Origin of the sequence: Pseudomonas sp. 2822-15, from assembly GCF_002742515.1 — a bacterium.
GTDB classification, from domain to species: Bacteria; Pseudomonadota; Gammaproteobacteria; order Pseudomonadales; family Pseudomonadaceae; genus Aquipseudomonas; species Aquipseudomonas salomonii.
In genome coordinates, this window is sequence record NZ_LJRY01000241.1 from 61,572 (window position 1) to 86,029 (window position 24,458).

Genomic DNA, 24,458 nt, shown 5'->3' on the forward strand with positions numbered 1-24,458 from the left:
CCAGCAATGTCAGCGTCAAGCGGCCCGCTTACAGAGGCGGCTGCTTGATGCGCAACCACGCGGCGGCGACTTCTTGCGCACTAGCCGCCTTGATGCGCGCAAGATTACGCGGGTACTCCACTCCGGGGTTTTCCGTAAAGCGCGTGGCGGTGAATTGACCATTGCTGGCACGCAGGATATAGCCGGTGTCCTGGCACTGCCCAGAGGCCAGGAACACCACGCCCGGCGTCACCCACTCAGGCTTGAGTTCATCCGGTTCGTCGGTCACGCCCCACATGCGCGTCTTGGCCACCGGCGAGATCGCGTTGACCTTGATGCCGGCCTCGGCGCCTTCATGGCTCAGTGCGTTCATGATGCCCAATTGCGCCATCTTGCCGGCGCTGTAGGCCACCAGCCCGGTTTGCTCGTATTGCACGTACATGGCGCGGTCGGAGGTGGTCAGGATGATGCGCGGCGCCGCCGAGCGCAGCAGGTGCGGCCAGGCGTGCTTGCACAGCCAGAGCGGCGCGTAGAGGTTGATGTCCATGGCACGCTGAAGGAAGCCGGCGTCAAGGTCGGCGATGTTTTGGTAACCGACCCAACCGGCATTATGGATCAGGATATCGAGCTGGCCGTAAGCCTCGAGGGTGAAGCTGATCAGTTGTCGGCAGCCCTCGTCCGTAGACAAGTCGCCGCCATGCCCAAGCACCGCCAGCCCTTCGGCCTGCAAGGCTGCGGCCGCCGCGTGCACCACCGCCGCATCGGTGCCGGCGCCCAGCTTGTCGGCACCGATATCGCTGATCACCACCTGCGCGCCGCCTTGGGCGAGCCCCCTTGCATAACTGAGACCCAGCCCGCGCGCGCCGCCGGTGATGATTGCCGTTTTGCCGGTGAAATCCATTTGCATGTTCTCCTGTTCGGCCACCCACCCTAACAACCCGAGCAGGGGGTGTTCAAGGCTGCAACACTTTGCAAGCAATCCCCCTCTACGGCTGTCGAATTAATGCCTGCCTGCCCACGCCATCTGGTAAAACGCCTGCTTCGCCTTTGTTCTGGAACCTTCATGTCCGCTCGTTTTCTGTCCCGCCTGGGCCTGCGCTGGTTTCCCCTGCTGTGCATGGCCATCCTGATTGTCGGCCTGCCGGTGGGGTGCGCCGTGCTGCAACACAAGGAGCGCGAACTGGTGTTTCGCATCGAGCCGGGCACCGCCGGCTGGTACACCGGCCTGCCCAAGGCGGTGCAGGCATTCGATATCAAGCCGCCCAGTTTTAAATCGGGGCAGAACCTGCACGGCTGGTGGTACCCGGCCGCCAACAAAGACGCGCCGGCCATCCTCTACCTGCACGGCGTGCGCTGGAACCTCACCGGGCAGTTGTTTCGCATTGAACAGCTGCACGCGCTGGGCTTCTCGGTGCTGGCCATCGACTATCGTGGGTTTGGCCAAAGCCATGGTGATTTGCCGTCGGAAACCAGTGTGTATGAGGACGCGCGCATTGCCTGGGAACGTTTCCAGGTATTGCAGCCTGACCCCGCCAAACGCCTGCTCTATGGGCATTCGCTGGGCGGCGCCGTGGCTATCGACCTCGCCGCTGAGCTGAGCAGGCAAACGCCTGTGCCGGTGCGCGGGCTGGTGATCGAGTCCACCTTTACTTCCCTGGGGGATGCAGCCACCGCCGTGGCCAATACCTCGTTGCCGGTGCGTTGGCTGCTGTCGCAGAAATTCGATTCCATCGACAAGATTGCCGACGTGCACATGCCGTTGCTGGTGGTGCACGGCCTGGCCGACCAGTACGTGCCACCGCGCTTCAGCCAGCAGTTGTTTGAAGCCGCCCAGGAACCCAAGCGGTTGTTGCTCGTACCTGGCGCCACCCATAACAACAGCATGAGCCTGGCAGGTCGCAGTTATGGCCAGGCATTGGAAAAACTGCTGCAGGCGAAGATGCCAGCAACAATAGCCAAGCACTCCACAGGTCGAGACGGCGAGTCGTAACCGCACTTTTCGGCACTGGGTTCGCGCTTGGCTGTCAAGCGCCAACCCTGCTCATACTGGCCCAAAACCAATTCTGATCAAATATTAACCGAAGGTTAAATCGCCAACCCTGCCGGGCCTTCGCAAAGTTATCCACAGAGATACCCACGGTTTTCGTGGACAACTCTTTTTACTTTTTTACGATTTTTTTGCTCAGCAAACCCCTATGGGAAAGCTACCCGGCAGCAAAATCTCGCGATTCACATCGCGTATATCGTTATAGCCACACAGTGCCATCGACACATCCAACTCGCGGGCGATGATGTCAAGGGCCTTGGTCACACCGTCTTCACCCAGCGCGCCCAACCCATACAAATGCGCGCGGCCGATCATGGTGCCTTTGGCGCCGAGTGCCACGGCCTTGAGCACGTCCTGGCCGGAGCGAATGCCGCCATCGAGCCACACTTCAATCTGCTCGCCCACAGCCTCTGCAATCGCCGCCAATTGGCTGATGCTCGACGGTGCGCCATCGAGCTGGCGGCCACCGTGGTTGCTCACCACCAGCGCATCCGCACCGCAATTGGCGGCCAGCCGCGCATCTTCCACATCCAGGATGCCCTTGATAATCAGCTTGCCGCCCCAGCATTGCTTGATCCATTCCACATCGTCCCAGCTCAGGCGCGGGTCGAATTGCTGGCCGATCCAGGATGACAGCGAAGTGATATCGGCCACACCTTTGACATGCCCGACGATATTGCCGAAGCCATGGCGCTTGGTGCCGAGCATGCCTGCTACCCAACGCGGCTTGGTCAGCATATTGAGGATATTCGGCACGGTCAGCTTGGGCGGCGCCGACAAGCCGTTGATCAAGTCCTTGTGGCGCTGGCCAAGAATCTGCAAATCCAGGGTCAGCACCAGCGCGTCCACACCGGCAGCCTTGGCGCGCTCGATCAACTGCTGCATAAACGCGCGATCACGCATCACATACAACTGGAACCAGAACGGTTTGCCGACGTGGGCGGCAATGTCTTCCAGCGAACAAATGCTCATGGTCGACAAGGTATAACGCAGGCCGAACGCGGCGGCGGCGCGGGCGGTGAGGATCTCGCCGTCGGCATGCTGCATGCCCGCCAGCCCGGTGGGCGCCAGGGCCACGGGCATGGCCATGTCCTGGCCGATCATGGTGGCGCGGATTGAACGCTCATCGATATTGCGCGCCACCCGCTGGCGAAACTGGATGCGGGCGAAATCGCTTTGATTGGCCCGGTAGGTGCTTTCAGTCCAGGAGCCGGAGTCGGCGTAATCGTAGAACATCCGCGGGACACGTTTTTGCGCGAGCTTGCGTAAATCTTCGATGGTTGTGATCAACGGCATCTAGGTCACCTCTCCCTGAACTGAGCCTGGAGATTAACCGCCCATCGGCCTGGCAGCCAGCCATTGCGTTTGCAGCGGCGGGCGACTAATCTCGCACAAAACCGCAAAAAGACGCATAAACATGCATAACACCCATCAAGCCATTGACCTGCCCTCGTTGCGCAAACAGAAGATCCTGTTGTTGCTGGAACGTGACGGCAAAGTCACTGCATCGGAATTGGTCGAACACTTTGCCGTGTCCCAGGACACTATCCGCCGCGACCTCGGCGAACTCGCCGCCGCCGGGCTGCTGCAACGCGTGCACGGCGGCGCCCTGCCCCGGCCCAAAGACACCGGCAAGGATTTTTTCACCCGCGTCGGCGAAACCAACGAGATCAAGCGTCACCTTGCCCGACTGGCCGCCGACCGGGTGCAGGACGGCCAGATCGTGCTGTTCGATTCCGGCTCGACCACGCTGCAGATTGCCCAGTCTTTGCCGCGTTCGATCCGCCTGACCGTCGTCACCCCATCGCCGATGATCGCCATCGCCTTGGCCGATCATCCCGAGGTCAAGGTGATTCTCGCCGGCGGCCAACTCAACCCCGCCACCTTGTCCACCAACGGCCAAGAGGCCGTGCGCCTGATCCAGAGCATCAAGGCCGATTTGCTGTTTACCGGCGTGTGCGCGCTGCACCCGCAAGTGGGTATCAGCTCGCTGAATTTCGATGAAGTGGCGGTCAAGCAAGCCTTGCTCGACAGCGCCTCCCACGTGGTGGCCGTGACCCTGGCGGACAAGCTCGGCGCAGTGGAGCCCTTCGTGGTGGCACCGTGTAACCGCATTCATACGCTGATGACCGAGTGGCATGTGCCCAATGTCGAGGCGTATGAGCAGCTAGGCCTGGAAGTGCTGCGGGTAGAGGTCGAGTAGCAACAAGCCATCAGTCACGGCGTGGCCGCTGGCGGTGTTGTCGAAGATGCACCAGGCAGGCATGCCGGATTCGGCACATTGACGCAGCTGTTCAGCCAGCGCCTGCAACCGTTGCGGGCCATAGGCACTGTGGTAGATGCGCGGCGAGCCATGCAGGCGCCAATACTGCACGCCCTGCCAACCTGCGCCGGCATCGAGCACCGCGGGGTCGGCAGTCACGCGGCCTATCTGCAGGTCCACCAGCAATGCCTGCGCCTCAAGCCAACTGGCGTGCCGTGGTTCAAGCACCACGGCACCGGCAAAACGCTGGCGCAATGCGCTGAAAAAATCCAATGCCACGCTGGGTTCATAACGCAGCGAAGGCGGCAATTGAATCAGCAGGCAGCCGAGTTTTTCGCCCAAGTGCAAGCACTGTTCAAGGAACTCATCCAGTGCCGTCTCGCAGTGCTGCAAGCGCAGTTCATGGGTGATGAGCTTGGGCGCCTTGAGCGAAAACCGAAACTGCGGCGGCACCGACTGCGCCCAGCGCTTGTAGGTGTTGGGCTGGTGCGGCCGATAAAAGGAGCTGTTGATTTCCACCGCGTTGAAACGCGATGCATAGCGCTGTAAATGCGTGCCCTCACCCGCAAAATCCGGCCAGTGCGCGCGCGGCAAACTCCAGCCGGCACAGCCCACGTAGAGCGGCGCCATCAAAACAAGACCTTGGCCGCGTCACGCATGAAAATTTCAACGGTCTTGGGGCCCACGCCGTCGAATTCGGCCAGGCGTTTTTCGAATGCCTTGCGGTCAGGGCTGGCGCTGCGGATATGGCTGATCTTGCCCGCGTACTCGGCATTCAATTTGGCGCTGAGGTCGAGCAGACGCTGCGCCGTGCTTTCGTCGTAACGCACGTAATGGGCCCGCCCGAGCATCGAAACCAGTTCACGCGACGTGCAGTGTTGCAACTTGCGTGCAGTGTCGCGGCCCTCCTCCTCCACGATCACCTTGTAAGCCTGCGCCGCAATGGGCGCCTGAATACGCTTGCCCATCAGGAAGCTGGCGATAAACCATTTGAACAGGCTGGCGTCATCATCGGGCGCCAGTTCAATACCCAGTTCAGCCGCCGTGATCGACCGGGCCATGCTCAGTGGCCCAGCTTGCGCTCGGCCTTGGCGGCCTGCTCGTTGATGGCGTCAGTCTGGCGTTCGGTGTCCTTGATCGAGGTGGGCGTGAGCACCTTGTCCACGCTTTTGGTCTTCGGGTTTGGTTGTTCCAGCGTCTGCCCCTTGGCAGGTTGTTGGCGGCCTTTCTGGGCGTCTTCGGAGCTGATGGGTTCCGGGGTTTTGTCGACAGTCTTGGGGTCGGTCATGGTCAATCTCCTGGCTATTGAACGCCCGCAAAAAGCAGCAGGCACCTATGCAGCAGAGGCCGGTGCTTTTCGATAGTTCAGGATTTTTGCAGGCCGGGCTTTATCGAAAACCACCCACGAAAAAACTCCAAATTAATTTAAACCTTTGCCGCCCACGCTCGATCCACTCTCCCACACAGCATGATTAATCCATCCAGCAGGAGAGACTCGACCATGAGCTCACAACTCAACGGCAAGAACATCCTCATCATCACCTCCAACACCGGCATCGAGCGCGACGAGTTGCTCAAGCCTCTGCAAGCACTGCGTGGCTATGGCGCGACGGTGACACACGGATCCAGCAAAGGCGGCACCGTGCAGACGTTCGTCGGCGACACCGAGAAGGACCAGACCGTGGAATCGGAGGTCAAGCTGTCGCAGGTGCTGAGCAGCGACTTCGACGCGCTGGTGATTCCCGGCGGTACCGTGAATGCCGACACCCTGCGTCAGGACGCGGCCGCATTGAAGCTGATCAACGACTTCGCCAAGGCGGGCAAAACCGTCGCCGCCATCTGCCACGGGCCATGGACGCTGATCGATGCCGGCGTGATCAAAGGCAAGACGCTCACCGCGTACAAGAGCGTGCGCATCGACCTGGAAAACGCCGGCGCTGCGGGCGTGGTGGATGCCCAGGTCAAGGAGTGCAAGGCCAATGGCTGGACCTTGATCACCTCGCGCACACCGGATGACTTGCCGGCATTCAACGAGGCGATTGCCAAGGCGGTCGCAGGTTAACGGGCAGGCGTGAACGCAAACAGGCGCCCGTGGGCGCCTGTTTGCTGTGTGGCTTGTGTTGAGTGTTTACGGTGCTATTTATTTACGGTGCTGGGCCATCTCACGTTTTGGCCCGACCATGGCCCAGGCAATGAGCCCGAACAGCGGCACAAAAATCAGAATGATCAACCACAACCCCTTCGTCTCCCAGCCGCCGGTGCTGCGCAACACGATGTTGATCGCCCACAGTTCCAACACCAGCAAAATCACCGCCAGCACGATCCAGATATAGTCTATTTGCATGCATCACCTCCTGAGGTCGTATGCATTAGGTCAAGGGATCGGCGTGAGGGTTCATTAAAATTATCGGTGCGGGGCCTTTCGTCGTGGCGGCGAAAAAAATCCAAACTTTGCCAGATCCCCTGCACTCCCAATTAATGCCTCCCTTTGGATTCAGAGCAAGGGACGCTTTTGACAGGTGAAGCATGGAAAAGGATTCTCGTCATGAAGACCGGTATTTCCTGCAAGATCGTGTTAGTCATTTGCCTGACCGGATGCTTGGCAGCACCCGCCTACGCAGCCTTTGGCGATGCCATTCCCGGCTCGGCCCTCCCTCCGGGCACCTACCCCAGCACCCCGTCGGACAGCAACAAAAAAGCTCAAACGCCGCCGAAGGAAAAAACTTCCTCCAGCGGCTCGTCAACTCAACAGCAAGGCGGGAAGAAAACCCAGAAAAAAGCCCCCAAAAAAGACCGTTGATAAAGAGCGGGTGCCGCTGCGCAGGGCAAGCCTGCTCGCCACAGTGATGGTGATCGTCCTGGAGCCACAGTGTCACGCCATGGGTTCGCCAGAACCTCAAGGCACCGGCAACCAGCCAATGAAACCGTTTTTGGCCAGCGGGCACCAGGCAAAGTCGCCTGCCGGGTCCGGCAGTAGCTGATGCTCAACGCCCGCCAAGGCGTTGCCCTTCCAGTCGAACACCCTTGCGTTTCGCCAGGCCAGGACCACGCCCTGTGCCTGGCTTTCATCGGCACTGATCCAACGTGCCGCCGCGGCCGCCATAAAGGCCTCGATCGGTTCCTCATCGATGCGCGCCCGATAGGAAGACGCCAACAGCCAGCGGCACACATTCAGGTGGTAGGTCCAATCCTGGGCGACCCGGTTGCGATAGGCCCAGGTCATGAAGCTGCGAAACAGGTTCAGGCCCTCCGGCGGGTCGAGCTTGAGCAGCGCGGGGCAGATATCGAACAAGGTGTGCCAATACGGCAACAGACGTGCATCCAGGTGCACGAAGCAGCGCGAATTGCTGGGGTATTCAGGCCGCGAGGGTTCGGCGTGCAAACGCCGGGATGCCTTGCTGACCAGGCGGCTGGCGCCTGCTGGCAATGGTGGGTTCATGAAACGCACTCACAGTCGTGACGATAGAACGCCTCCTGATCACAGGAAGCCCAAGGCACACGTCAGAAAGTGGGGGAAGCGCGAGGGTTGGCCGAGGGCCAGGAATAGCGGGGTGGCGCTTTGTTACGCCGTTCATGGGCCGGGCGCGGGGTTCGCCCAAGGCCGAGCAGCCAGGCCAGGCCGATCATGAACACGATGGCCACGGTCACGGCCGCGCACACCGGGCAGGCAAAGTAGTTCGAGATGTTGCTGGAGGCCGTGTTTTCCAACCCTTTGTCGGAAAGCGGCGCCTGGCTGCCGTCCACCGAACAGAACGCGCCGCCGATACCATTGAGCTGCTGGCCCATCATCTGCCCATGCCCCAAACCGCAGACGAACAGGTTCATCAGCACGCAGAAGTACAGGGCCCAGGCGATCAGTGAACGGTCGGGGTGGCTCAATTTCATGGCGGCGACTCTACCACCGAAGCCGCAAAAGGATGAAGCGCCGCGCGCGCCTGTGGCAGAACGTCGCAGATTACGTGGGCTGGCCGGGGTTGGTAGACTGTGCGCCCGCATCATTACTCCTTTTCAAAGCCTGAACTGTCGATCCAGAGCAATGCAGGCGTTTCACAGGATGCACAGTTGATGAGTACGTTATTCACCCGCCGCAAAGTGCTGACCGGTATGGGCCTGCTGGGCCTGGGCAGCCTGCTGGGCGGCTGTGACTACAGCCCCAAGCTGAACTTCAAGTACGGCAAGGACCTCAGTGACAAGATCATGGGCCGCACCTTCAAGCTCAAGAACACCAACGGCGAAACCGTCACCCTGAGCTCGTACCGTGGCCTGATGCCGGTGGTGTTCTTCGGCTTCACCCAATGCCCGGCCGTGTGCCCCACCACCCTGGCCCGCGCCGCCCAGGCCAAGAAGCTGATGGGCCGCGATGGCAAGATCATGCAGGTGGTGTTTATCACCCTCGACCCCGAGCGCGACACCCCCGAATTGCTCGACCGCTACGTCAAGGCCTTCGACCCCAGCTTCGAAGCGCTGTACGGCACCCCGGAAGAAATCGCCGTGGCCGCCAAGGAGTTCGGAATCTTTTATGAAAAGATCCCGGCCGGGGACACCTACACCCTGTCCCACACCTCCACCAGTTTCGTGTTCGACACCCGTGGCAACCTGCGCCTGGGCCTGTCGGCATCCCTTACCGCTAAAGAGTGCGCAGAAGACCTGCTCACCGTCATGGAGGTCTGCTAATGACTGCCGTTCAAACCCTCAAGCGCCTGACATTCGGCCTCACCCTGCTGGGCCTCGCGGCGCACGCCAGCGCTCAGGTACAGGTCAGCGATGCATGGGTACGCGCAACCGTGGCGGGCCAGACCTCCAGCGGCGCGTTCATGACCGTCACCGCCGACAGCGACAGCAAACTGCTGAGCGTGAAGTCGCCTGCGGCCAAGGACGTGCAGATTCATGAGATGAGCATGAAGGACGACGTGATGCGCATGGGCCCGGTGGATTCGGTGGCCCTGCCTGCCGGCAAAGCGGTCAAGCTCGACCCGGAGGGCTACCACGTGATGCTCATGGGCCTCACCGGCCAGATCAAGCAAGGCGACGTGGTGCCGCTGACCCTGACCGTGGAAAACGCCAAGGGCCAGAAGCAGACGATTGAAGTAGATGCCCCGGCCCGCGCGCTGACCGACATGGGTGACATGGACCACAGCAAGATGCACTGAAAACCGCTGATGAAGGTGGGAGCTGGCTCGCCTGCGATGCAAACACCTCGGTGTGTCAGGTAGACCGCGTTGATGCCATCGCAGGCAAGCCAGCTCCCACAGAAAGCAGTTCGCGGCGCGCACAAATCTGCTTTTGACCTTGATCTGGCAAGCACCATCAGCCATATCCAAAACCTCTGCCGTCAACACTTTCTATATATTTTCAATCTACCCGCACACCCGCTAGCCTGATTGCGCCGCAACGACGGCCCATAACGCCAACAATAAATCAGGTGTCTGCGTGAACAACATATCCCCCCAACGTGCGGTGAAAAGCCTGCTTTCCCTTGCCGTGACCTTTGCCCTGTTTAACAGCCTCAACGCCTATGCCGCCAACACCGGCGAGCTGCCCTGCACCACCACCGAACAATGCGCGGCCCAGGCGGCCAGGGTCGGCGCCACGCCCGACAGCTCGCAAACCGAGCACAAAGCCAAGGGCGACCCCACCCAGACCCAGTTCGCCTGGCTCAACCGCATCAACAAAGCCTCGATCGTGATGCTCACCGAAGAAGGCATCGTCAAACCCGAGATGGGCCAGAAGATCGCCGGCGGTGTGCGCTACGCCATTGCCCAGGCCGACCAGCCCGGCGGCACGCGCCCCAGTGATGTACTGCAACTGGAAAAAATCATGACCGACAAGATCGGTCCCGAAGCCTCGTTGATCCACTCCGGCCGCAGCCGCCAGGACATGCTTGCCACCTACCGCCTGGCCGCCCTGCGCAGCCAGGTGCTGGCCTACAGCGAAGCGCTCAACGCCACACGCCAGCGCCTGCTGAACATCGCCGACAAAAACGTCGACACCCTGGTGCCCGCCTACACCAACGGCGTGCAGGCCATGCCCATCAGCTATGCGCATTACCTGCTGGCGTTTGAAGCCGCTTTCGACCGCGACGGCCAGCGCATCCGCGAGCTGTACACACGCTTGAACCAGAGCCCGATGGGCACCGCCGTGCTGGCGAACTCGGCGTACCCGCTGAACCGCGAGCGTCTGGCTGAGCTGCTGGGCTTTGATGGCGTGCGCGAGAACTCGCTGGATTCCAGCCAGGTCTCGACCTATGACATCCCCATCGAAGCGGCCAATATGGCGTCATCGTCCGCCATCCGCGTGGGCGCAATGATTGACGATATCCACACCCAGTACCATCAGATCCGCCCCTGGTTGCTGCTCGATGAAGAAGCCACCTACACCAGCAGCGCCATGCCGCAAAAACGCAACCCGGGCTTGCTGATGCGCGCGCGTGAGAGTGCCTCGGACGTGGTCGGCCTGGCCCAGGCCGTGACCTTGCGCGCTCACAACGTCACCACCGGCATGACCGACTACAAGTTCGCCTTCGACTCGCTGGGCGTGTTCCGCTCGACCCAGGAAATGTTCCACAGCCTCGACGCGGTGCTCGACGCGCTGCAGATCAACCCGCAGCGCGCGCTCGAAGAACTGGAGTCGGAATGGACCACCTCGATGGAGCTGGCCGACACGCTGGAGCGCCAGTACAACGTGCCGTTCCGCATCGGCCACAGCTTTGCCTCGTTGATCGTCACCCAAGCGCGCAGCAACGGCACCACGCCGAAGACCTTCGCCTACGCCGACGCGCAGAAGCTGTATAGCCAGGCGGCGGACAAGTACAAATGGACGCCCAATACCCTGCCGCTGGATGAGGCCGGTTTTAGAGCGGCGCTGTCGCCGACCAACATGGTCCAGACCCGCAAGGGCACCGGCGGCCCGCAGCCGCAAGAGGTCAAGCGCATGCTGGTGGAGGCGCGCAAGACGCTGCAGGCTGATCAGCAGTGGCTCAAGGAGCGGCGTGAAAAGCTCAAAAGCGCCGAAACCCATCTCGACCAGGCCTTCGATAAGCTGGCCGACAGCAAGCGCTGAACCGATTGTGGTGGTCGCAGGCTTTGGGCATATTGACGGCCGGGCCGCTTGCGGCCGCCCACCACTGCGTCTTGTCACGGGATAGGCCACCATGGAACTACGCCATTTACGCTATTTCATTAGGGTGGCCGAAGAACGACATTTCACCCGCGCCGCCGCACGCCTGAACATGCAACAACCGCCCCTGAGCCAGCAGATTCGCGCCCTGGAACAGGAACTGGGGTTCGACCTGTTCAAGCGCCACCCCAAGGGCGTGGACCTGACGGCCGGTGGCCGGGTATTTCTTGAAGAAGCGCAAGCCATTCTGGCCCGCGTCGAGCATGGCGCGCTCAAGGCCTCCCGCGTGGCCCAGGGCATCGAGGGCACCCTGGCCATCGGCTTCACCAGTTCGGCCGCCGCCCACGCGCTGATCCCGCGCATCATCCGCGCCTACCGCGAGCGCTACCCGGCCGTAGAGCTTTCGATCAATGAAGGCAGCGCCCGGGAATTGACTGAAAACGCCATCGAAAAACGCATCGACGTCGGCATCCTGCGCGCCCCGGTCAGCACCCATCCAAGCCTGGCCTTCCACCGCCTGCTCAACGAAGAAATGCTGCTGGTCCTGCCCACCGGCCATCCGTTGCTGGCCAACGCCGACAGCGCCATCCCCCTTGCCGCACTCAAGGACGAACGCTTTATCCTGGTACGCCGCCCCGGCGCGCCGGGCATGTACGCCAACCTGATCACCGCCTGCCAGAACGCCGGTTTCGAACCCAAAATCGCCTTTGAAGTGGAACGCATGCTGACCAACGTCAGCCTGGTCGCGGCTGGTGAAGGCATCTCCGTGGTGCCGGCGTCGATGCGCGATGTACACCGTGACAGCGTGGTGTATTGCCGAATCAAAGACGCCAGGCCCAAGCTGCTGGCGCCGATTACTTTGGTGCGGCGCACGTTTAATCCATCGGCGCCGTTGCAGAATTTTATTGGCCTGGCACGCGAGTTGGGGGCGGTGTATCGCAAGGGCTGAAGGGCTTGTTACCCTGCCCGCCTTGCCCACAAGGACAGTGTTTATGCAGATCGACCCTACCTTCATCCTTCATGAAACCGAACACTGGTTGCTCAACCATCATCTGACCTCAAAGCTGCCGGGCTACCTCATGCTGGGCGCCAAAGCGCCGATCGACTCCCTGGCTGCTATGCCCGAGGCCGCGTTGGCCGAGTTGGGTGGCCTGCTCGCCAAAACCCAACAGGTGATGGAGACGCAGCTGCGACCGAAGTGGCTGTACATCAGCCGCTACGGACACATGCCGGGCTTCGCGCTGCACTTTCACTTCATCCCGGTGTATGACTGGGTGGAGCAGGCCTTTTGGCGGGATGAGCGCTATCGGCTGCTGCAAGGTTTTGGCTCAAAGGACCAAGGGCTGACCGATGGGGCTGAGCTGACGCTGTTCGTGTGGCGCGAATTTGGCGAAAGCCCCACGCCGCCGGCCATCCAAGGTCCCACCGTGGAACAGGTTGTTCAAACACTGCGCACAGCCTTCGGCGCCGGCGAGGCTGCGAAGGCGGCGGCACTGTCGAAACATAAGCTGCCTGACCCACCGCTTTCGCAGCCTCGCTAAAGCTCGACAGCTCCCACAGGGGATCGGTTGTGTTGGTTAGATCTCAGTTCGCAGGGCCATCGCGGCAAGCGCAAATCCCCCCAGCGACAAAGATCCAATGTGGGAAGGGTCAAAGCCGTTTTACCATTGGGATACACGCCAACGCCAAGCCCGACGGCGAGTGATACACCGCCTGCTCCTCACCCACATACCCGCAGGCCCGGTAGAAGCTCGCCGCATTCAACGTCGCGTCCAACACGAGCGCTTCAATCGCCAGTTCCCGCGCGAGTTTTTCCAGGTGATCAAGCATCGCCTTGCCATACCCACGCCCGGCAAACTCCGGCAGCACAAACAACGCACCCACTTCATTGTTGTCGAGGTCGAGCATTCCGGTCACGACGGGCTCACCGTTCACCCAGCCCAGGTAAAACGGCTTGTCCATCAGTGTGTCGTAGCCGTCTTCAGCCTTGCCGCGAGTCCACAGCGCCATTTGCTCGGCGGTGTAGGCGCCGATGCATTGGCTGCGGATGGCCAACAGGCGAATGTCGAACGCCGCCTGGGCGTGCGCTGAAGTGGCGCGTTTTATCTCTAGCATTGCTGTCTCCGTCCATGACCTCATCGTGCCACTAGCACACGTGTGCTAATCGACCCCTTTACCGGGCGGCGCTATATTCCACGGCACTTCCAACGTTCCCCCGGCACCGCACACCACCTGTTGCGCGAGGGTGCATTGCGCGTTGGAAAAACCCTGATAACCCCAAGGAAGAAGCATCATGAACCTGCATGCCCCCGTTACCCGTCTCACCCTGCTCGGCGCCCTGATCATCGGCGTCGCCGGTTGCAGCAACGTCAAACCCAGCGAAGACCATCTCAAGACGCTGTCGGAAACCAACCTCGGTGAACCGGTCAAGCGTATCTCCAATGTCCGCAGCGACTCCATGACCACCTACTACATCGCCAGCGCCGCCTCCGGTGATTACAACTGCTCCGTGCCCAGCGGTGCCAGCGGTGGCATGTTTGCCGTGGCCAGCTTTGGCCTGATGAAGCCTGCCGCCTACTGCCAGCCCAAGGGCGCGCGGGGCAATGGCTTGACGCCGTTTAACCCGTAACACTCGATTGGCTGAGGTCACGCAGCGTGCCGCGCAGTTCTGCAGGCCGCACCGGTTTGGAGAGAATCGCGATCTGGCGGTCGTGCAAGGCCGCCTGGATTTTCTCCACGTCGTGGCCGGTGAGGATCAGCGCCGGCACCGCCCAGCCGCGTTGCTGGCGCAACGCGTCGATGCATTCGATGCCGGTGGCGTGGTTGCCCAGGTCGTAGTCGGCGACGATGATGTCGCAGTCGCTGGCCAGGCCCTGCCCGCTGGATTCGGCCTGCACCTCGCAGCCCCAGCGCTCCAGCAAGGCCTGGGTGGCCAGCAGCACGTTGTGGTCATCTTCCACCAGGCAGACTTTCAAACCCGTCAGCAGGCCGGCCTGGCGCGCGTCGTCGCGCGCAGTCGGTTGGCGTGGCGCTGTTGCCAATGCCAGGCCATGCAGGCTCACGCAGGTGCCATGGCCCACCCGTGACCGCAGGCTTACCTGCACCCCCATCAATTGCCCCAGGCGCTTGACGATGGACAACCCCAGGCCCACGCCTTCGACGTCCTTGTCGCGCAGTTGGCGGACCCGATAAAACTCTTCAAAGACCTTCACCTGATGCTCCTCGGCAATACCGCGCCCCTGGTCATGCACCTCCACCGACAAGCCGCCGTCGCGCACGCGCACGCCGATCAGCACGGGCCGCTGTGCGCCGTATTTAAAGCAATTGGAGAGCAGGTTCTGCACCATCGTCGCCAGCATCGCGGGGTCGACCTGCACCCAATGCGCACACGGGCGCAGGCGCAGTTCCACCCCGGCCCAATGCGCCGCCTCGGCGTGTTGGCGCACCAGGTCGGCGAGGAATTCGCCCAGGTGAATCACCTGGTACTTGGGCAACAGCCTGCCGTTGTCGAGGGTGTAAAGGTCGAGAATCGAACGGAACAGCTGCGACACGTTAAGCAACGAGCGGTCGATGTTGTCCACCAAGCGCTGCTCAGCCTCGCCCAGTTGCGCTTCACGCAAACAGGCGGTGAACAGACCGATGGAGTGAATGGGCTGGCGCAGGTCGTGGCTGGCCTGAGCCAGGAAGCGCGATTTTTCCAGGTTGGCGGCGATGGCTTCTTCGGAAGCCTTGCGCGTGCGCTCAAGCAAAATATGCGCGTACACCGGGATCACCGTGCTGGTGATCATCAGCATCAGCACCATGAACGGCTGCGCCTGCCACAGGGGCGTCAGCCGGTACACGATCAGCAGCGCGAGCAACGCCAGGCCGGTGGCAATCGCCAGGTAGCGCGAACCGTAGCGCATGCCATTGCCCAGGTTGACCCACACCATCACCGCATAGAGTGGCAACGCCGGTTCGCCGCCCACCACCAGCCCGAACGAGGTGCCGGTGTAGTCGTGGATCATGCCGAAAATCCGACGCGCCGGGTAATGCCCGGGCCAGCGCGCGATCACCTGGCGCAACGCAATGGAGACCAGCAGGAACGCGACGATATACAGGATCACCGGCAAGTAGGTGTCGACCGACTGGCCCGGCAAAAAGCCCAGTGCGCCGATGTAGACAATGGCGATGGCGGCCACCACGATGCGCAGGTTGGCCTGGTCGAGTTCGGAATTGGTCTCATGACTCATGGGTGACGTCCTTGTGCGGCATTCGGTCTATCCTTTACGCGCCAGAGGCTAAAGTAGCATGTCAACGCACCCCCATGCCCCAGGAAGGAGCACGCCATGACCGGCCGAATCATCATAGCCGACGACCACCCGATGTTTCGCGAAGGCATGCTGCGCACCGTGCAGCGCCTGTTGCCCGAGGCCGTGGTACACGAGGCCGGCGACCTCGACGCGGTGCAGGCACTGATCCGTGAAGGTGGCGACATCGACACGCTGATCCTCGACCTGCGCTTTCCCGGCCTTACCTGCATGAGCCAACTGGCCGACCTGCGCCAGCAACTGCGGCGCACCACCTTGGTCGTGGTGTCGATGGTCGACGATCCGGCGCTGATCGATCAGGTCATGGCCCTGGGCGCCGATGGTTTTATCGGCAAGAACATCAGCCCCGATGAAATCGGCCAGGCCTTGTTGGCGATCCGCGAAGGCGAAGTGCTGGTCAAGTTTTCTCCCTCCGGCCTGCTGCCACTGGGCACCCACAGCCTCACCGCGCGCCAGCAGGAAGTGCTGCGCCTGATCGCCCAAGGCAAGACCAACAAGGAAATCGCCAAGGCCCTGGCGATCTCGCCGTTTACCGTGCGCATCCATGTGTCGTCGCTGCTGCGCAGTTTGAAAGTGCCCTCACGCGCGGCGGCGGCGGTCAAGTATTCCGGGGAGTTCTAGGCGTTTTCATGGCCTGGGCGGGTGAAGGAATAACGGTCGATATCCGTGCGTAATTTCCACCCCTGCCCTTGCCAATACGCAGCGGCATGGGTGTTGGTCTTGAACACGTCGAGGTGGCATTTGTGGATGCCCAGTTGCTCAAGCGCGTTGAGGCAACGCTCGACCAGCGCCTGGGCGATGCCCTGGCGGCGATAGTCCGGCAGCACCAGCAGGTGTTGCAGGTAGCCGCGCCGGCCGTCATGGCCACACATCACGCAAGCGATCACGCGGCCTTGGGCTTGGGCGACAAAACTCATCTGCGGGTTGCGGGCCAGGTAACGCTCGGTGGCCTCGCGGGAGTCGGCATCGCGCAGGGAAATGCCGGGGGTGTTTTGCATCAGCTCGAGTACGGCGTCGTAGTCGCCTGCGTGCATGACGCGGAAGTTGACCATGGTGATAAACCCCTCTGAGTTGCGCACAAGTTTGCCTGCATCAGTACCCGCCGTGCACCCATGAATACACGAGCGGATCACCGCTTCAGCTGTCGCAGCGCAAACCAGGTGCTTTGCAGCAGCGTGTACGGGTTGCCGCTGTGAGCTTGCATCCGATATTTATGCTCACTCCCAAGCTTAATAATATTTTATTAAAAAACGCCCTCCCCCTAGCCTTGAAGCCATGCCCAAGCTGAATCCAACTGCATTACGCAAGGACAGACACATGACTCAAGCCATAACAAAAACAGACACGCTGGTAGTGGGAGCCGGTCAGGCCGGTGTGGCCATGAGCGAGCACCTGAGCAAGCAAGGCGTGCCGCACCTGGTGCTGGAGCGCAGCCGTATTGCCGAGCGCTGGCGCACCGGGCGCTGGGATTCGCTGGTCGCCAACGGCCCGGCCTGGCATGACCGCTTCCCTGGCCTGGCATTTGATGACGTCGCCGCCGACGGTTTTGCGCCAAAAGAACGCGTGGCCGATTACTTCGAAGCCTATGCCCGCAAGTTCAACGCGCCGATCCGCACCGGCGTGGACGTGACCTCCGTGGTGCGTAACGTCGGCCGCCCCGGCTTTACCGTGCACACCAGCGAAGGCGTGATCGAAGCCAACCGCGTCGTCGCCGCCACCGGGCCGTTCCAGAAGCCGGTGGTCCCGGCCATCGCGCCTAAAGACAGCGCGCTGCACCAGATCCACTCCGCCGACTACCGCAACCCCGCACAACTGCCCGCCGGCGCCGTGCTGGTGGTGGGCGCGGGTTCATCCGGCGTACAGATTGCCGATGAGCTGCAGCGCTCCGGGCGCCAGGTGTACCTGTCGGTCGGCGCCCACGACCGCCCGCCGCGTGCCTATCGCAACCGCGACTTCTGCTGGTGGCTGGGCGTGTTGGGCGAGTGGGACCAGGCCGCGATGAAACCCGGGCGCGAGCACGTGACCATTGCCGTGAGCGGCGCCCACGGCGGCAAGACCATCGATTTTCGTGAGCTGGCCCAGCAAGGCATGACCCTGGTCGGCCTCACCCAAGCCTTCGACGGCAACGTCGCGCGCTTCCAGGCCAACCTGGTTGAAAACCTGGCCCGTGGCGACGAGAACTACCTGGCGCTGCTGGATGCGGCAGACGCCTACATCGAGCGCAACGGCCTCGACCTGCCGCTGGAACCTGAAGCGCGGCGCGTATTCCCGGATGCCGAGTGCATCAAAAACCCGATCCTGGAACTGGACCTGGCCAAGGCCGGTATCACGTCCATCATCTGGGCCACCGGGTTTGCCGTGGATTACAGCTGGCTGAAAGTCGATGCGTTTGACGCCGCCGGCAAGCCGCAGCATCAGCGCGGTGTGGCCAGCGAGTCGGGCATCTACTTCCTCGGTTTGCCATGGCAGTCGCGCCGGGGCTCGTCGTTTATCTGGGGCGTTTGGCATGACGCCAAATACGTGGCCGACCACATCGCCATCCAGCGCCAATACCTTGAATACCGTGAGCCCGCACCGGTTGCCCACTCATCGCCTGTCATTGCCTGAGCACTTTTTTCCGGAGTTTATTTGATGCCTACTCACACTCGCATCCGCATGTTCAACACCAAGGAAACCTACCCCAACCAGAGCTTGGACAACGACCTGTGCCAGGCCGTGCGTGCCGGCAACACCGTGTATGTGCGCGGCCAGGTGGGCACCGATTTCGACGGCAACCTGATTGGCCTTGGCGACCCGCGCGCCCAGGCTGAGCAAGCGATGAAAAACGTCAAGCAACTGCTCGAAGAGGCCGGTTCCGACCTGAGCCATATCGTCAAAACCACCACTTACCTGATCGACCCGCGCTACCGTGAGCCGGTGTACCAGGAAGTCGGCAAGTGGCTCAAGGGCGTGTTCCCGATCTCCACCGGGCTGGTGGTGTCGGCCCTGGGCCAGCCACAGTGGCTGATGGAAATTGATGTGATCGCCGTGATCCCCGAATAAGGAGCTGCCCATGACCTTTTCAATCGTCGCCCGATGCGCAGACACCGGCCAGCTCGGCATCGCCATCAGCTCCTCGAGCATCGCCGTGGGCGCCCGCTGCCCATGGCTGCGGCCCGGTGTGGGCGCAGTGTCGACCCAGAACATCACGTTGCCGGCCCTCGGCCCGGACGTGCTCGACCTGCTGGAACAAGGCCTCGACCCTGCGGCCGCCGTCGACAAAGCCCTGACGAGCAACGGCTATAGCCAATACCGGCAACTGACCGCGATTGATCATCTGGGCCGCAGTGTGCATTTCAGCGGCAGCGAAACCCTTGGCACCCACCATGCCGTGTCGGGCGAACAATGTGTGGCGGCGGGCAATATGCTTGCCGACCGCGCGGTGATCGAGGCGATGGTGCACGCCTTCGAACACGGCGAAGGCCAGCTCGCCGATCGATTGCTGGCGGCGATGCACGCCGCCATCAACGCCGGTGGCGAAGCCGGGCCGGTGCATTCCGCCGCGTTGGTAGTGGTGGGCGAGCTGACCTGGCCGATCATCAACCTGCGCGTGGACTGGGCCGATGAGCAACCCATCGCCGAGCTGCAAAAGCTCTGGGACGCCTACCGCCCACAAGTGCAGGACTACATCGATCGCGCCCTCGCCCCCGACCGATCACCGGGCTACGGCGTGGCCGGGGACGAGCGATGAGCTGCAGCCGAGCGATGAGCCGCAGCCGCGAACTGCTGCAGACGCTGGTGGGGTTTGATACCACCAGTCGCGCCTCCAACTTGCAGTTGATCGAATTCGTGCGCGATTACCTCGCAGGCTTCGGCGTGGCTTGCGAGTTGGTCTATAACGAGGAACGCAGCAAGGCCAACCTGTTCGCCAGCCTCGGCCCGGCGCAATTGCCGGGCATTGTGCTGTCAGGGCACACCGACGTGGTACCGGTGGACGGCCAGCCGTGGACGGTGCCGCCGTTTGAATTGACCGAGGGCGACGGCAAGCTGTTTGGCCGCGGCACGGCGGATATGAAGGGTTACATCGCCTGTGTGCTGGCGTTGGTGCCTGCTTTAGTGAAAGCCAACTTGCGTATCCCGGTGCATATCGCCCTGTCTTACGACGAAGAAGTCGGCTGCCTCGGTGTACGCTCGCTGCTCGCGATGCTGGAGCAGCGGCCGGTGAAACCGATGCTGTGCATTATCGGCGAGCCGACCGAGCTGAAACCGGTGCTCGGCCACAAGGGCAAACTGGCGATGCGTTGCGATGTGCATGGCGAGGCCTGCCATTCGGCGTATGCACCCTATGGCGTGAACGCGATTGAGCATGCTGCCGAGTTGATTGGCGAGCTGGGGCGCATCGGCCAGCGCCTGCGCGAGCACCAGGACCCGCGGTTTGATCCGCCGTTCAGCACGGTGCAGACCGGCGTGATTTCGGGCGGCAAGGTGTTGAATATCGTGCCTGCCGACTGCCGCTTTGATTTTGAAGTGCGCGCCCTGCCCTCGATGGACCCGGGTGAAGTGGCTGAGGAGCTGCAAGCCTATGCCATGCAACAGGTGCTGCCGCGTATGCAGGCCGTGAGTAAACACAGCGCGATTCGGTTTACCGAGTTGTCGGCGTATCCGGGGTTGGTGACGGATGAACGCAGCCAGGCGGCGGAGTTGATTGCCGCGTTCGGTGGCTCGCGGGATTTCGGCACTGTGGCGTTTGGCACCGAAGGCGGATTGTTTGATGCGGTGGGTATTCCCACGGTGGTGTGTGGGCCTGGGAGTATGGACCAGGGGCATAAACCGGATGAGTTTGTGAGTATTGAACAGTTGGCGGGTTGTGATGCCATGCTGGAGCGCATGCTCGACTCAATCCGCGCCTGAGCCACGTCCCCACCAAACACCACAGATCAACTGTGGGAGCGGGCTTGCCCGCGAATGCAACCTGTCAGCCCCACACGTGCTGAGTGGCCCACCGTATTCGCGAGCAAATCCGGGCCTAAGCCAATGCCACCCGCTTGCCCATGAACTGAAGCCCTTCAGGTGACCCTGTCACTTTGAGCGCCGTTTTATAGCCGAAAAACTCGCCGTTTCCATCGCCGGAAGGGACCTTTTCCAAACCGTTCACAACGGCCGTATGCCCACCGAAACTCAAGAAACCAGGCGCATAAGGCAAGGTTGAATCAGACACATAGAGTACCGGTGGACGCTCATCCCGACTCGGCCTCCACGTAAAGTAAGAGTTGACGACACCGGCCAACACTTCGCTGGCTGGATCATGCCTGGAAAAAAGAACGACGTACGGGCGCCACCGACTCTCATGTTCACTTGATATCCCCAGTTCGAAACTGCGGTTGTCCAAATCTCGGATGAGGTCAAGTACGCTTTCCTTTGAACCCTTTTGAAGATCAGGAGGACACTCACCAATAACGCGAGCTTGCTGCGAAGCATCGTCACCGATCCACGAAGGCCAAGATCGCGACGATACCAGTTGGTAGGCTGCCTCCTTGACCGAGTAGAACGGGATGGTTGAAAAGTCTATTTTCTGGTGAATTTGATTGCGAGACCTGGCACTTTCCCTGGCGCTCATTTCCAATGCCATCGCCCAGTCTGTATTCAGAAGCTCTTTTTGGACTTCCTTCGGCAAGACATCAGTGATTGCACTGACCCAGCACCTGGCCTCTGTGCTCAGAGACACAGGCAAATTCTGGTCGCGCAAATCAAGGCAGCGAAAGCCATCAAATATTTCTTCATATCCAAGCTTTTCAACGGCCTCCAAAACAAGCGTGTCCTGGATGGATGAAGCCTCTGTTTCCACCAGAATCACACCTGGCAGCTTCCTGAGGCTCATCTGCTCGATAAACAGAACCAGGGCCGGCACTATTGAGTGCGTCTGCTCACCCAGGAAAACGACAGGCCCGTTCTCTGTGTATTCAAGACTTAACCGATAAAGAGCATTAAGAGCGTCTTGATGGATATCGTTGCGACCAACAATGGTCCAAAAAGGCGCCTCTTTATCCAGGCCAAGACGTTGAGCCAAATTTTCGACGTCCGCGAGCGAACGAAACCCGCGAGAGACTGAAACAGCGTGCTGGCAGACCTTGAGTGGATATTCGGTCCCAAATACGAGCTTGGAGTGCTTTTGAAGACGCTTGGCATCTCGTTTGAGAGCCGAGACGTTACGAACGACAGACGCAGTTAGACTACGAATCAATGAAATCGCCATTTATTGCCTCTTGACGCGTTGAGAGCGCCTTACGGTCATTAAAATATGACTCGGCCCGAAATACGATTCAGGCGGTTTGAGCCATGAGCTTTCAGTTCAGCAGTGCGTCCCTCTCGGGTTTGGATGCGCCGCACTGGCGCATTAAGGAAGTTAGCCCAACGCTTCGGACAAATGCAATAGCCAAAATTCTGTTCCCGTGCCCCCTCACAAGCGTCCATCACCTCCTGCCATGAACTTAGGGTGCTGACAACGTTATGACAACCTACGCATGATTCGCGGAACTGCTTTCGTAATGGGAGCCACACAGGTGTCGGCTTTTCGACTGTGCGAAAAGTCCAGACATTGAGTAGTCCGCTGACTACTGGTTCTTTTTGAAGAAGGTAATCCCCGTGCGAGTAGAGACCACCCACATACCCTACATAAGCTCAGGCACCAGATATGCGTTGCTGAATGCAAAAAACCCATTCGATACCGGCGGCTTGGAAAACATGAGCCAGGCGGACATTGCGCGCCACGCCAATGTGCGCTTTACCTCCAACTACGGCGCACCGACCTATCAGGTAGCACAGCAGGCGTCAGGTGAGATTTACGGTGGCTGGAAGGTGGAAAATCATGGGTTGAAAAAGGCAAATTTTCCTTTTATCAAATTCAACCGTGTACCCCCCAGGGATGAATCACCCTCTGTGGGCGACAAATTCCATATCAGTGTGGCACCTAAAGACCTGCCCAAGGCCTTTGAAATTATCAGTCGGTTGATCAACTCAGAAGAAAGCCCAATCAACAGTTGGAAAACCTCCGATTTAGATCGAATAAAAGGCGAGCGGCTATCGTTGGGCGGTCAGTTTACGCTGTACCCCAAGCCGGATCGCTCCAACGGCACCTACAGTCCAGAGTACATGGGTAAAATCCAGGCACTGATCAAAACCATTGAGCAGGAATTGCACGCAGAAGGCGTCCAGCCCAGCGACCACAAGCCCGACTCTGATGTAGCGGCACCAGAGTGGGGATATGTGTCTTATCGCAATGAAATCAGAAGCGACCGACATGGCTCCGAGGAGCAGAGCGCCCTCTTGCGCAACGAGCCCTTTTTCAAATTGATCGGCGCCACCGCCTAAGCTTTCCCTTCGGGGCATGACAAATTTCGACGCACTTGCCGATCAAGCGCCGGGAACTGCCCCGTTCAAATCCTCCATCCAAGCTCAACCTCAACCACACTTTGATGATCGTTTCCACGCTCTGCGTGGGAATGCCGCCCGGGACGCTCCGCGTCCCGCCTTCAAGCCTCAGCGCAAGCGTGACGCGGAGCGTCACCAGATGCGTGCCTTTGCGGCGCGTGGGAACGATCTGTAAAGGTATTTCAGGCTCAGCCAAGGAGTCTTGCGAGTTCTTCACGGCAGTAATCCACAAACAACTGCACCGGTTTGGTCAACGGTGCCCGTCGCAACCAGACGGCGGATAATCCTGAACCGGTGACCGTTTCCGCCAACGGCACACACACCACCTTCTGCCCGTCGTAGGTGTACTCGGTAAACGGCTTGGTCACCAGAATCGAAAAGCCAAACCCGCGCCCGACCATGCCGCGCACCATCTCGATGGACGGCGAGCTGAACACGATATTCGGCGTCAACCCGCGCTCTTCAAAAATGCTCACGAAGTACGTCCGGCTCGGCAGCACATCCAGCAAAATCATCGGCTCCAGCACCAGGTCCGCCAGCGACACCTTGGCCTGTTGCGCAAAGCGGTGATCGGCCGGCAACAGCGCGTACGGCTGCTGCGGCGGCATCAACGGCGTGGTTTCGATGGTGCCGCCCAGGTCGTGCTCAAACAGCATCGCCACATCAATGCTGCCGGCCGTCAGCGCCTGCACCAGCTCTTGCTGCTCACCGTCGCGAATGCGGATTTCCACCCCAGGCCACAGCGCCTTGAACCCCGCGATCAAGCGCGGCAAATACAAGGGCGCCACCGTCTCAAAGCAACCGATATCGATCTGCCCCGCCACCACGTCATTGTCGGCCAAGGCGTTTTGCTCGAACTCATGGGCCACCCGCAACAACTCCAGCGCCTTGCGATAAAACCTTGCGCCGCTGGGCGTCAACGAAACGCCCTGGGCGTGATGGCGGATAAACAGCTGCACACCAAAACTGTCTTCGAGCTGTTTGATCGCGGTAGACACCGACGGCTGGGCGATATACAGCTTGCGCGATGCCTCGGCGACGCTGCCACACTCGGCCGTGGTGACAAAATATCTGAGCTGGCGCAGGTTATAGGCAGCCATCGGGACCTCCAGAAACGTGGGACTTCGCCCCAAACAAGTGCGTAAAAATCGGCTTTTTCACACTGACTCAAGACCATGCAACATACCGGAGCAAAAAATCCGGTGAGCTATATTTTTTAAGGTCTATAGCAACAAACTTACTAATTTACCTCCCCGCGCCCATTGCTGATGATCACTCCAACAACAAAGCGCCGCCCACGCTGCGCACAGCGAAGTACGTCAACGTACTCACCTTG

General features: G+C 60.7%; 29 protein-coding genes. 16 read left to right on the top strand and 13 right to left on the bottom strand.

Features of this window, described 5'->3' with window-relative positions; all coding sequences use genetic code 11:
* Nucleotides 1–28: 28 nt before the first annotated feature.
* Nucleotides 29–880, bottom strand: coding sequence for an SDR family NAD(P)-dependent oxidoreductase (locus tag AOA59_RS26260; RefSeq protein WP_099489594.1), 852 nt, complete (start codon nucleotides 878–880; stop codon nucleotides 29–31).
* 162 nt (nucleotides 881–1,042) lie between these two features.
* On the opposite strand from AOA59_RS26260, the gene AOA59_RS26265 reads away from it, so the two are divergent.
* On the top strand, nucleotides 1,043–1,969 hold the full coding sequence (locus AOA59_RS26265) for an alpha/beta hydrolase (protein WP_099489595.1): 927 nt from the start codon (nucleotides 1,043–1,045) through the stop codon (nucleotides 1,967–1,969).
* Nucleotides 1,970–2,161: 192 nt separating this feature from the next.
* On the opposite strand, the gene AOA59_RS26270 is transcribed toward AOA59_RS26265, so the two are convergent.
* Complete coding sequence (locus AOA59_RS26270) at nucleotides 2,162–3,322, bottom strand: alpha-hydroxy acid oxidase (protein ID WP_099489596.1); 1,161 nt, start codon at nucleotides 3,320–3,322, stop codon at nucleotides 2,162–2,164.
* Between the two features lie 121 nt (nucleotides 3,323–3,443).
* Between AOA59_RS26270 and AOA59_RS26275 the strand changes: the two genes are divergently transcribed.
* Nucleotides 3,444–4,229 carry a DeoR/GlpR family DNA-binding transcription regulator gene (locus AOA59_RS26275; protein ID WP_099489597.1) on the top strand — a complete coding sequence of 262 codons (786 nt, stop codon included), beginning with the start codon at nucleotides 3,444–3,446 and terminating at the stop codon, nucleotides 4,227–4,229.
* Here the strand turns inward: AOA59_RS26275 and AOA59_RS26280 are convergent.
* Genes AOA59_RS26280 through AOA59_RS26290 form a run of 3 tightly spaced genes read right to left on the bottom strand, consistent with a single transcriptional unit; the run spans nucleotide 4,194 to nucleotide 5,577 of the window.
* The gene (locus AOA59_RS26280) at nucleotides 4,194–4,919 is read right to left on the bottom strand and encodes a DUF72 domain-containing protein (RefSeq protein WP_099489598.1); all 726 of its coding nucleotides are present in this window, start codon (nucleotides 4,917–4,919) and stop codon (nucleotides 4,194–4,196) included. The two genes, AOA59_RS26275 and AOA59_RS26280, sit on opposite strands and share 36 nt — an antisense overlap.
* Entirely contained in the window at nucleotides 4,919–5,350 is a 432-nt protein-coding gene (locus tag AOA59_RS26285) for a DNA methylase (RefSeq protein ID WP_069788462.1), read from the bottom strand. Before AOA59_RS26285 ends, AOA59_RS26280 begins: the two co-directional genes overlap by 1 nt.
* Before the next feature lie 2 nt (nucleotides 5,351–5,352).
* Nucleotides 5,353–5,577, bottom strand: coding sequence for a hypothetical protein (locus AOA59_RS26290; protein ID WP_065929569.1), 225 nt, complete (start codon nucleotides 5,575–5,577; stop codon nucleotides 5,353–5,355).
* A gap of 213 nt (nucleotides 5,578–5,790) precedes the next feature.
* Here AOA59_RS26290 and AOA59_RS26295 point away from each other — a divergent pair, with 213 nt between their 5' ends.
* A complete protein-coding gene (locus AOA59_RS26295) occupies nucleotides 5,791–6,351 on the top strand; it encodes a type 1 glutamine amidotransferase domain-containing protein (RefSeq protein ID WP_099489599.1) in 561 nt (186 codons plus the stop codon).
* A 78-nt stretch (nucleotides 6,352–6,429) separates the two neighbouring features.
* Here the strand turns inward: AOA59_RS26295 and AOA59_RS26300 are convergent, their stop codons facing one another.
* Nucleotides 6,430–6,633 carry a hypothetical protein gene (locus AOA59_RS26300; protein ID WP_069788464.1) on the bottom strand — a complete coding sequence of 68 codons (204 nt, stop codon included), beginning with the start codon at nucleotides 6,631–6,633 and terminating at the stop codon, nucleotides 6,430–6,432.
* A gap of 201 nt (nucleotides 6,634–6,834) precedes the next feature.
* Between AOA59_RS26300 and AOA59_RS26305 the strand changes: the two genes are divergently transcribed.
* Entirely contained in the window at nucleotides 6,835–7,089 is a 255-nt protein-coding gene (locus tag AOA59_RS26305; RefSeq protein WP_099489600.1) for a hypothetical protein, read from the top strand.
* Between the two features lie 96 nt (nucleotides 7,090–7,185).
* Here AOA59_RS26305 and AOA59_RS26310 read toward each other — a convergent pair whose 3' ends face one another.
* Both AOA59_RS26310 and AOA59_RS26315 read right to left on the bottom strand, forming a co-directional pair.
* Entirely contained in the window at nucleotides 7,186–7,728 is a 543-nt protein-coding gene (locus AOA59_RS26310) for a putative natural product biosynthesis protein (RefSeq protein ID WP_099489601.1), read from the bottom strand.
* 62 nt (nucleotides 7,729–7,790) lie between these two features.
* A complete protein-coding gene (locus tag AOA59_RS26315; protein ID WP_099489602.1) occupies nucleotides 7,791–8,174 on the bottom strand; it encodes a DUF2946 domain-containing protein in 384 nt (127 codons plus the stop codon).
* 180 nt (nucleotides 8,175–8,354) lie between these two features.
* Between AOA59_RS26315 and AOA59_RS26320 the strand changes: the two genes are divergently transcribed.
* From AOA59_RS26320 to AOA59_RS26340, 5 genes are all read left to right on the top strand, one after another.
* Nucleotides 8,355–8,963, top strand: a complete 609-nt coding sequence (locus AOA59_RS26320) for an SCO family protein (protein WP_099489603.1) — start codon at nucleotides 8,355–8,357, stop codon at nucleotides 8,961–8,963.
* Complete coding sequence (locus AOA59_RS26325; RefSeq protein ID WP_099489604.1) at nucleotides 8,963–9,439, top strand: copper chaperone PCu(A)C; 477 nt, start codon at nucleotides 8,963–8,965, stop codon at nucleotides 9,437–9,439. The genes AOA59_RS26320 and AOA59_RS26325 overlap by 1 nt, the downstream gene beginning before the upstream one ends.
* A 280-nt stretch (nucleotides 9,440–9,719) precedes the next feature.
* Entirely contained in the window at nucleotides 9,720–11,348 is a 1,629-nt protein-coding gene (locus tag AOA59_RS26330) for an argininosuccinate lyase (RefSeq protein WP_256593125.1), read from the top strand.
* 91 nt (nucleotides 11,349–11,439) lie between these two features.
* A complete protein-coding gene (locus AOA59_RS26335) occupies nucleotides 11,440–12,354 on the top strand; it encodes a LysR substrate-binding domain-containing protein (RefSeq protein ID WP_069788467.1) in 915 nt (304 codons plus the stop codon).
* A gap of 43 nt (nucleotides 12,355–12,397) precedes the next feature.
* Nucleotides 12,398–12,946, top strand: coding sequence for an HIT family protein (locus AOA59_RS26340; RefSeq protein ID WP_256593126.1), 549 nt, complete (start codon nucleotides 12,398–12,400; stop codon nucleotides 12,944–12,946).
* Between the two features lie 109 nt (nucleotides 12,947–13,055).
* Here the strand turns inward: AOA59_RS26340 and AOA59_RS26345 are convergent, their stop codons facing one another.
* Entirely contained in the window at nucleotides 13,056–13,520 is a 465-nt protein-coding gene (locus tag AOA59_RS26345; RefSeq protein ID WP_099489606.1) for a GNAT family N-acetyltransferase, read from the bottom strand.
* Between the two features lie 178 nt (nucleotides 13,521–13,698).
* Here AOA59_RS26345 and AOA59_RS26350 point away from each other — a divergent pair, with 178 nt between their 5' ends.
* Nucleotides 13,699–14,034 carry a hypothetical protein gene (locus AOA59_RS26350; protein ID WP_069788469.1) on the top strand — a complete coding sequence of 112 codons (336 nt, stop codon included), beginning with the start codon at nucleotides 13,699–13,701 and terminating at the stop codon, nucleotides 14,032–14,034.
* On the opposite strand, the gene AOA59_RS26355 is transcribed toward AOA59_RS26350, so the two are convergent.
* The gene (locus AOA59_RS26355) at nucleotides 14,024–15,637 is read right to left on the bottom strand and encodes a hybrid sensor histidine kinase/response regulator (RefSeq protein WP_099489607.1); all 1,614 of its coding nucleotides are present in this window, start codon (nucleotides 15,635–15,637) and stop codon (nucleotides 14,024–14,026) included. The two genes, AOA59_RS26350 and AOA59_RS26355, sit on opposite strands and share 11 nt — an antisense overlap.
* A gap of 96 nt (nucleotides 15,638–15,733) precedes the next feature.
* On the opposite strand from AOA59_RS26355, the gene AOA59_RS26360 reads away from it, so the two are divergent.
* On the top strand, nucleotides 15,734–16,336 hold the full coding sequence (locus tag AOA59_RS26360; protein WP_099489608.1) for a response regulator transcription factor: 603 nt from the start codon (nucleotides 15,734–15,736) through the stop codon (nucleotides 16,334–16,336).
* Here AOA59_RS26360 and AOA59_RS26365 read toward each other — a convergent pair.
* Nucleotides 16,333–16,767 (bottom strand): GNAT family N-acetyltransferase, encoded by a 435-nt coding sequence (locus tag AOA59_RS26365; RefSeq protein WP_099489616.1) that lies wholly within the window; start codon nucleotides 16,765–16,767, stop codon nucleotides 16,333–16,335. The two genes, AOA59_RS26360 and AOA59_RS26365, sit on opposite strands and share 4 nt — an antisense overlap.
* Before the next feature lie 223 nt (nucleotides 16,768–16,990).
* Between AOA59_RS26365 and AOA59_RS26370 the strand changes: the two genes are divergently transcribed.
* From AOA59_RS26370 to argE, 4 genes are read left to right on the top strand one after another with little or no spacing between them, the layout of a single operon-like run.
* Entirely contained in the window at nucleotides 16,991–18,322 is a 1,332-nt protein-coding gene (locus AOA59_RS26370; RefSeq protein WP_371919092.1) for a flavin-containing monooxygenase, read from the top strand.
* A gap of 24 nt (nucleotides 18,323–18,346) precedes the next feature.
* Nucleotides 18,347–18,757, top strand: coding sequence for a RidA family protein (locus AOA59_RS26375; RefSeq protein WP_003207327.1), 411 nt, complete (start codon nucleotides 18,347–18,349; stop codon nucleotides 18,755–18,757).
* 10 nt (nucleotides 18,758–18,767) lie between these two features.
* The gene (locus AOA59_RS26380) at nucleotides 18,768–19,445 is read left to right on the top strand and encodes a DUF1028 domain-containing protein (RefSeq protein ID WP_058421955.1); all 678 of its coding nucleotides are present in this window, start codon (nucleotides 18,768–18,770) and stop codon (nucleotides 19,443–19,445) included.
* Nucleotides 19,446–19,459: 14 nt separating this feature from the next.
* Nucleotides 19,460–20,605 carry an acetylornithine deacetylase gene (gene argE, locus AOA59_RS26385; protein WP_099489610.1) on the top strand — a complete coding sequence of 382 codons (1,146 nt, stop codon included), beginning with the start codon at nucleotides 19,460–19,462 and terminating at the stop codon, nucleotides 20,603–20,605.
* Between the two features lie 115 nt (nucleotides 20,606–20,720).
* On the opposite strand, the gene AOA59_RS26390 is transcribed toward argE, so the two are convergent.
* Nucleotides 20,721–21,947 carry a hypothetical protein gene (locus AOA59_RS26390; protein WP_099489611.1) on the bottom strand — a complete coding sequence of 409 codons (1,227 nt, stop codon included), beginning with the start codon at nucleotides 21,945–21,947 and terminating at the stop codon, nucleotides 20,721–20,723.
* A gap of 389 nt (nucleotides 21,948–22,336) precedes the next feature.
* Here AOA59_RS26390 and AOA59_RS26395 point away from each other — a divergent pair, with 389 nt between their 5' ends.
* Entirely contained in the window at nucleotides 22,337–23,062 is a 726-nt protein-coding gene (locus AOA59_RS26395) for a type III effector (RefSeq protein WP_256593127.1), read from the top strand.
* Nucleotides 23,063–23,310: 248 nt separating this feature from the next.
* On the opposite strand, the gene AOA59_RS26400 is transcribed toward AOA59_RS26395, so the two are convergent.
* Nucleotides 23,311–24,222 carry a LysR substrate-binding domain-containing protein gene (locus tag AOA59_RS26400; RefSeq protein WP_010171799.1) on the bottom strand — a complete coding sequence of 304 codons (912 nt, stop codon included), beginning with the start codon at nucleotides 24,220–24,222 and terminating at the stop codon, nucleotides 23,311–23,313.
* Between the last annotated feature and the right edge of the window lie 236 nt (nucleotides 24,223–24,458).

Excerpts from the sequence above, each read along its gene's own strand:
- AOA59_RS26370 (WP_371919092.1), top strand. The coding sequence starts at position 16,991 with ATGCCCAAGCTGAATCCAACTGCATTACGCAAGGACAGACACATGACT.
- AOA59_RS26310 (WP_099489601.1), bottom strand. The coding sequence starts at position 7,728 with ATGAACCCACCATTGCCAGCAGGCGCCAGCCGCCTGGTCAGCAAGGCA.
- AOA59_RS26290 (WP_065929569.1), bottom strand. The coding sequence starts at position 5,577 with ATGACCGACCCCAAGACTGTCGACAAAACCCCGGAACCCATCAGCTCC.
- AOA59_RS26375 (WP_003207327.1), top strand. The coding sequence starts at position 18,347 with ATGCCTACTCACACTCGCATCCGCATGTTCAACACCAAGGAAACCTAC.
- AOA59_RS26300 (WP_069788464.1), bottom strand. The coding sequence starts at position 6,633 with ATGCAAATAGACTATATCTGGATCGTGCTGGCGGTGATTTTGCTGGTG.
- AOA59_RS26390 (WP_099489611.1), bottom strand. The coding sequence starts at position 21,947 with ATGGCGATTTCATTGATTCGTAGTCTAACTGCGTCTGTCGTTCGTAAC.
- AOA59_RS26325 (WP_099489604.1), top strand. The coding sequence starts at position 8,963 with ATGACTGCCGTTCAAACCCTCAAGCGCCTGACATTCGGCCTCACCCTG.
- AOA59_RS26285 (WP_069788462.1), bottom strand. The coding sequence starts at position 5,350 with ATGGCCCGGTCGATCACGGCGGCTGAACTGGGTATTGAACTGGCGCCC.
- AOA59_RS26270 (WP_099489596.1), bottom strand. The coding sequence starts at position 3,322 with ATGCCGTTGATCACAACCATCGAAGATTTACGCAAGCTCGCGCAAAAA.
- AOA59_RS26315 (WP_099489602.1), bottom strand. The coding sequence starts at position 8,174 with ATGAAATTGAGCCACCCCGACCGTTCACTGATCGCCTGGGCCCTGTAC.
- AOA59_RS26350 (WP_069788469.1), top strand. The coding sequence starts at position 13,699 with ATGAACCTGCATGCCCCCGTTACCCGTCTCACCCTGCTCGGCGCCCTG.
- AOA59_RS26320 (WP_099489603.1), top strand. The coding sequence starts at position 8,355 with ATGAGTACGTTATTCACCCGCCGCAAAGTGCTGACCGGTATGGGCCTG.
- AOA59_RS26345 (WP_099489606.1), bottom strand. The coding sequence starts at position 13,520 with ATGCTAGAGATAAAACGCGCCACTTCAGCGCACGCCCAGGCGGCGTTC.
- AOA59_RS26295 (WP_099489599.1), top strand. The coding sequence starts at position 5,791 with ATGAGCTCACAACTCAACGGCAAGAACATCCTCATCATCACCTCCAAC.
- AOA59_RS26380 (WP_058421955.1), top strand. The coding sequence starts at position 18,768 with ATGACCTTTTCAATCGTCGCCCGATGCGCAGACACCGGCCAGCTCGGC.
- AOA59_RS26355 (WP_099489607.1), bottom strand. The coding sequence starts at position 15,637 with ATGAGTCATGAGACCAATTCCGAACTCGACCAGGCCAACCTGCGCATC.
- AOA59_RS26335 (WP_069788467.1), top strand. The coding sequence starts at position 11,440 with ATGGAACTACGCCATTTACGCTATTTCATTAGGGTGGCCGAAGAACGA.
- AOA59_RS26340 (WP_256593126.1), top strand. The coding sequence starts at position 12,398 with ATGCAGATCGACCCTACCTTCATCCTTCATGAAACCGAACACTGGTTG.
- AOA59_RS26260 (WP_099489594.1), bottom strand. The coding sequence starts at position 880 with ATGGATTTCACCGGCAAAACGGCAATCATCACCGGCGGCGCGCGCGGG.
- AOA59_RS26265 (WP_099489595.1), top strand. The coding sequence starts at position 1,043 with ATGTCCGCTCGTTTTCTGTCCCGCCTGGGCCTGCGCTGGTTTCCCCTG.
- AOA59_RS26400 (WP_010171799.1), bottom strand. The coding sequence starts at position 24,222 with ATGGCTGCCTATAACCTGCGCCAGCTCAGATATTTTGTCACCACGGCC.
- AOA59_RS26280 (WP_099489598.1), bottom strand. The coding sequence starts at position 4,919 with ATGGCGCCGCTCTACGTGGGCTGTGCCGGCTGGAGTTTGCCGCGCGCG.
- AOA59_RS26305 (WP_099489600.1), top strand. The coding sequence starts at position 6,835 with ATGAAGACCGGTATTTCCTGCAAGATCGTGTTAGTCATTTGCCTGACC.
- AOA59_RS26360 (WP_099489608.1), top strand. The coding sequence starts at position 15,734 with ATGACCGGCCGAATCATCATAGCCGACGACCACCCGATGTTTCGCGAA.
- AOA59_RS26365 (WP_099489616.1), bottom strand. The coding sequence starts at position 16,767 with ATGGTCAACTTCCGCGTCATGCACGCAGGCGACTACGACGCCGTACTC.
- AOA59_RS26275 (WP_099489597.1), top strand. The coding sequence starts at position 3,444 with ATGCATAACACCCATCAAGCCATTGACCTGCCCTCGTTGCGCAAACAG.
- argE (WP_099489610.1), top strand. The coding sequence starts at position 19,460 with ATGAGCCGCAGCCGCGAACTGCTGCAGACGCTGGTGGGGTTTGATACC.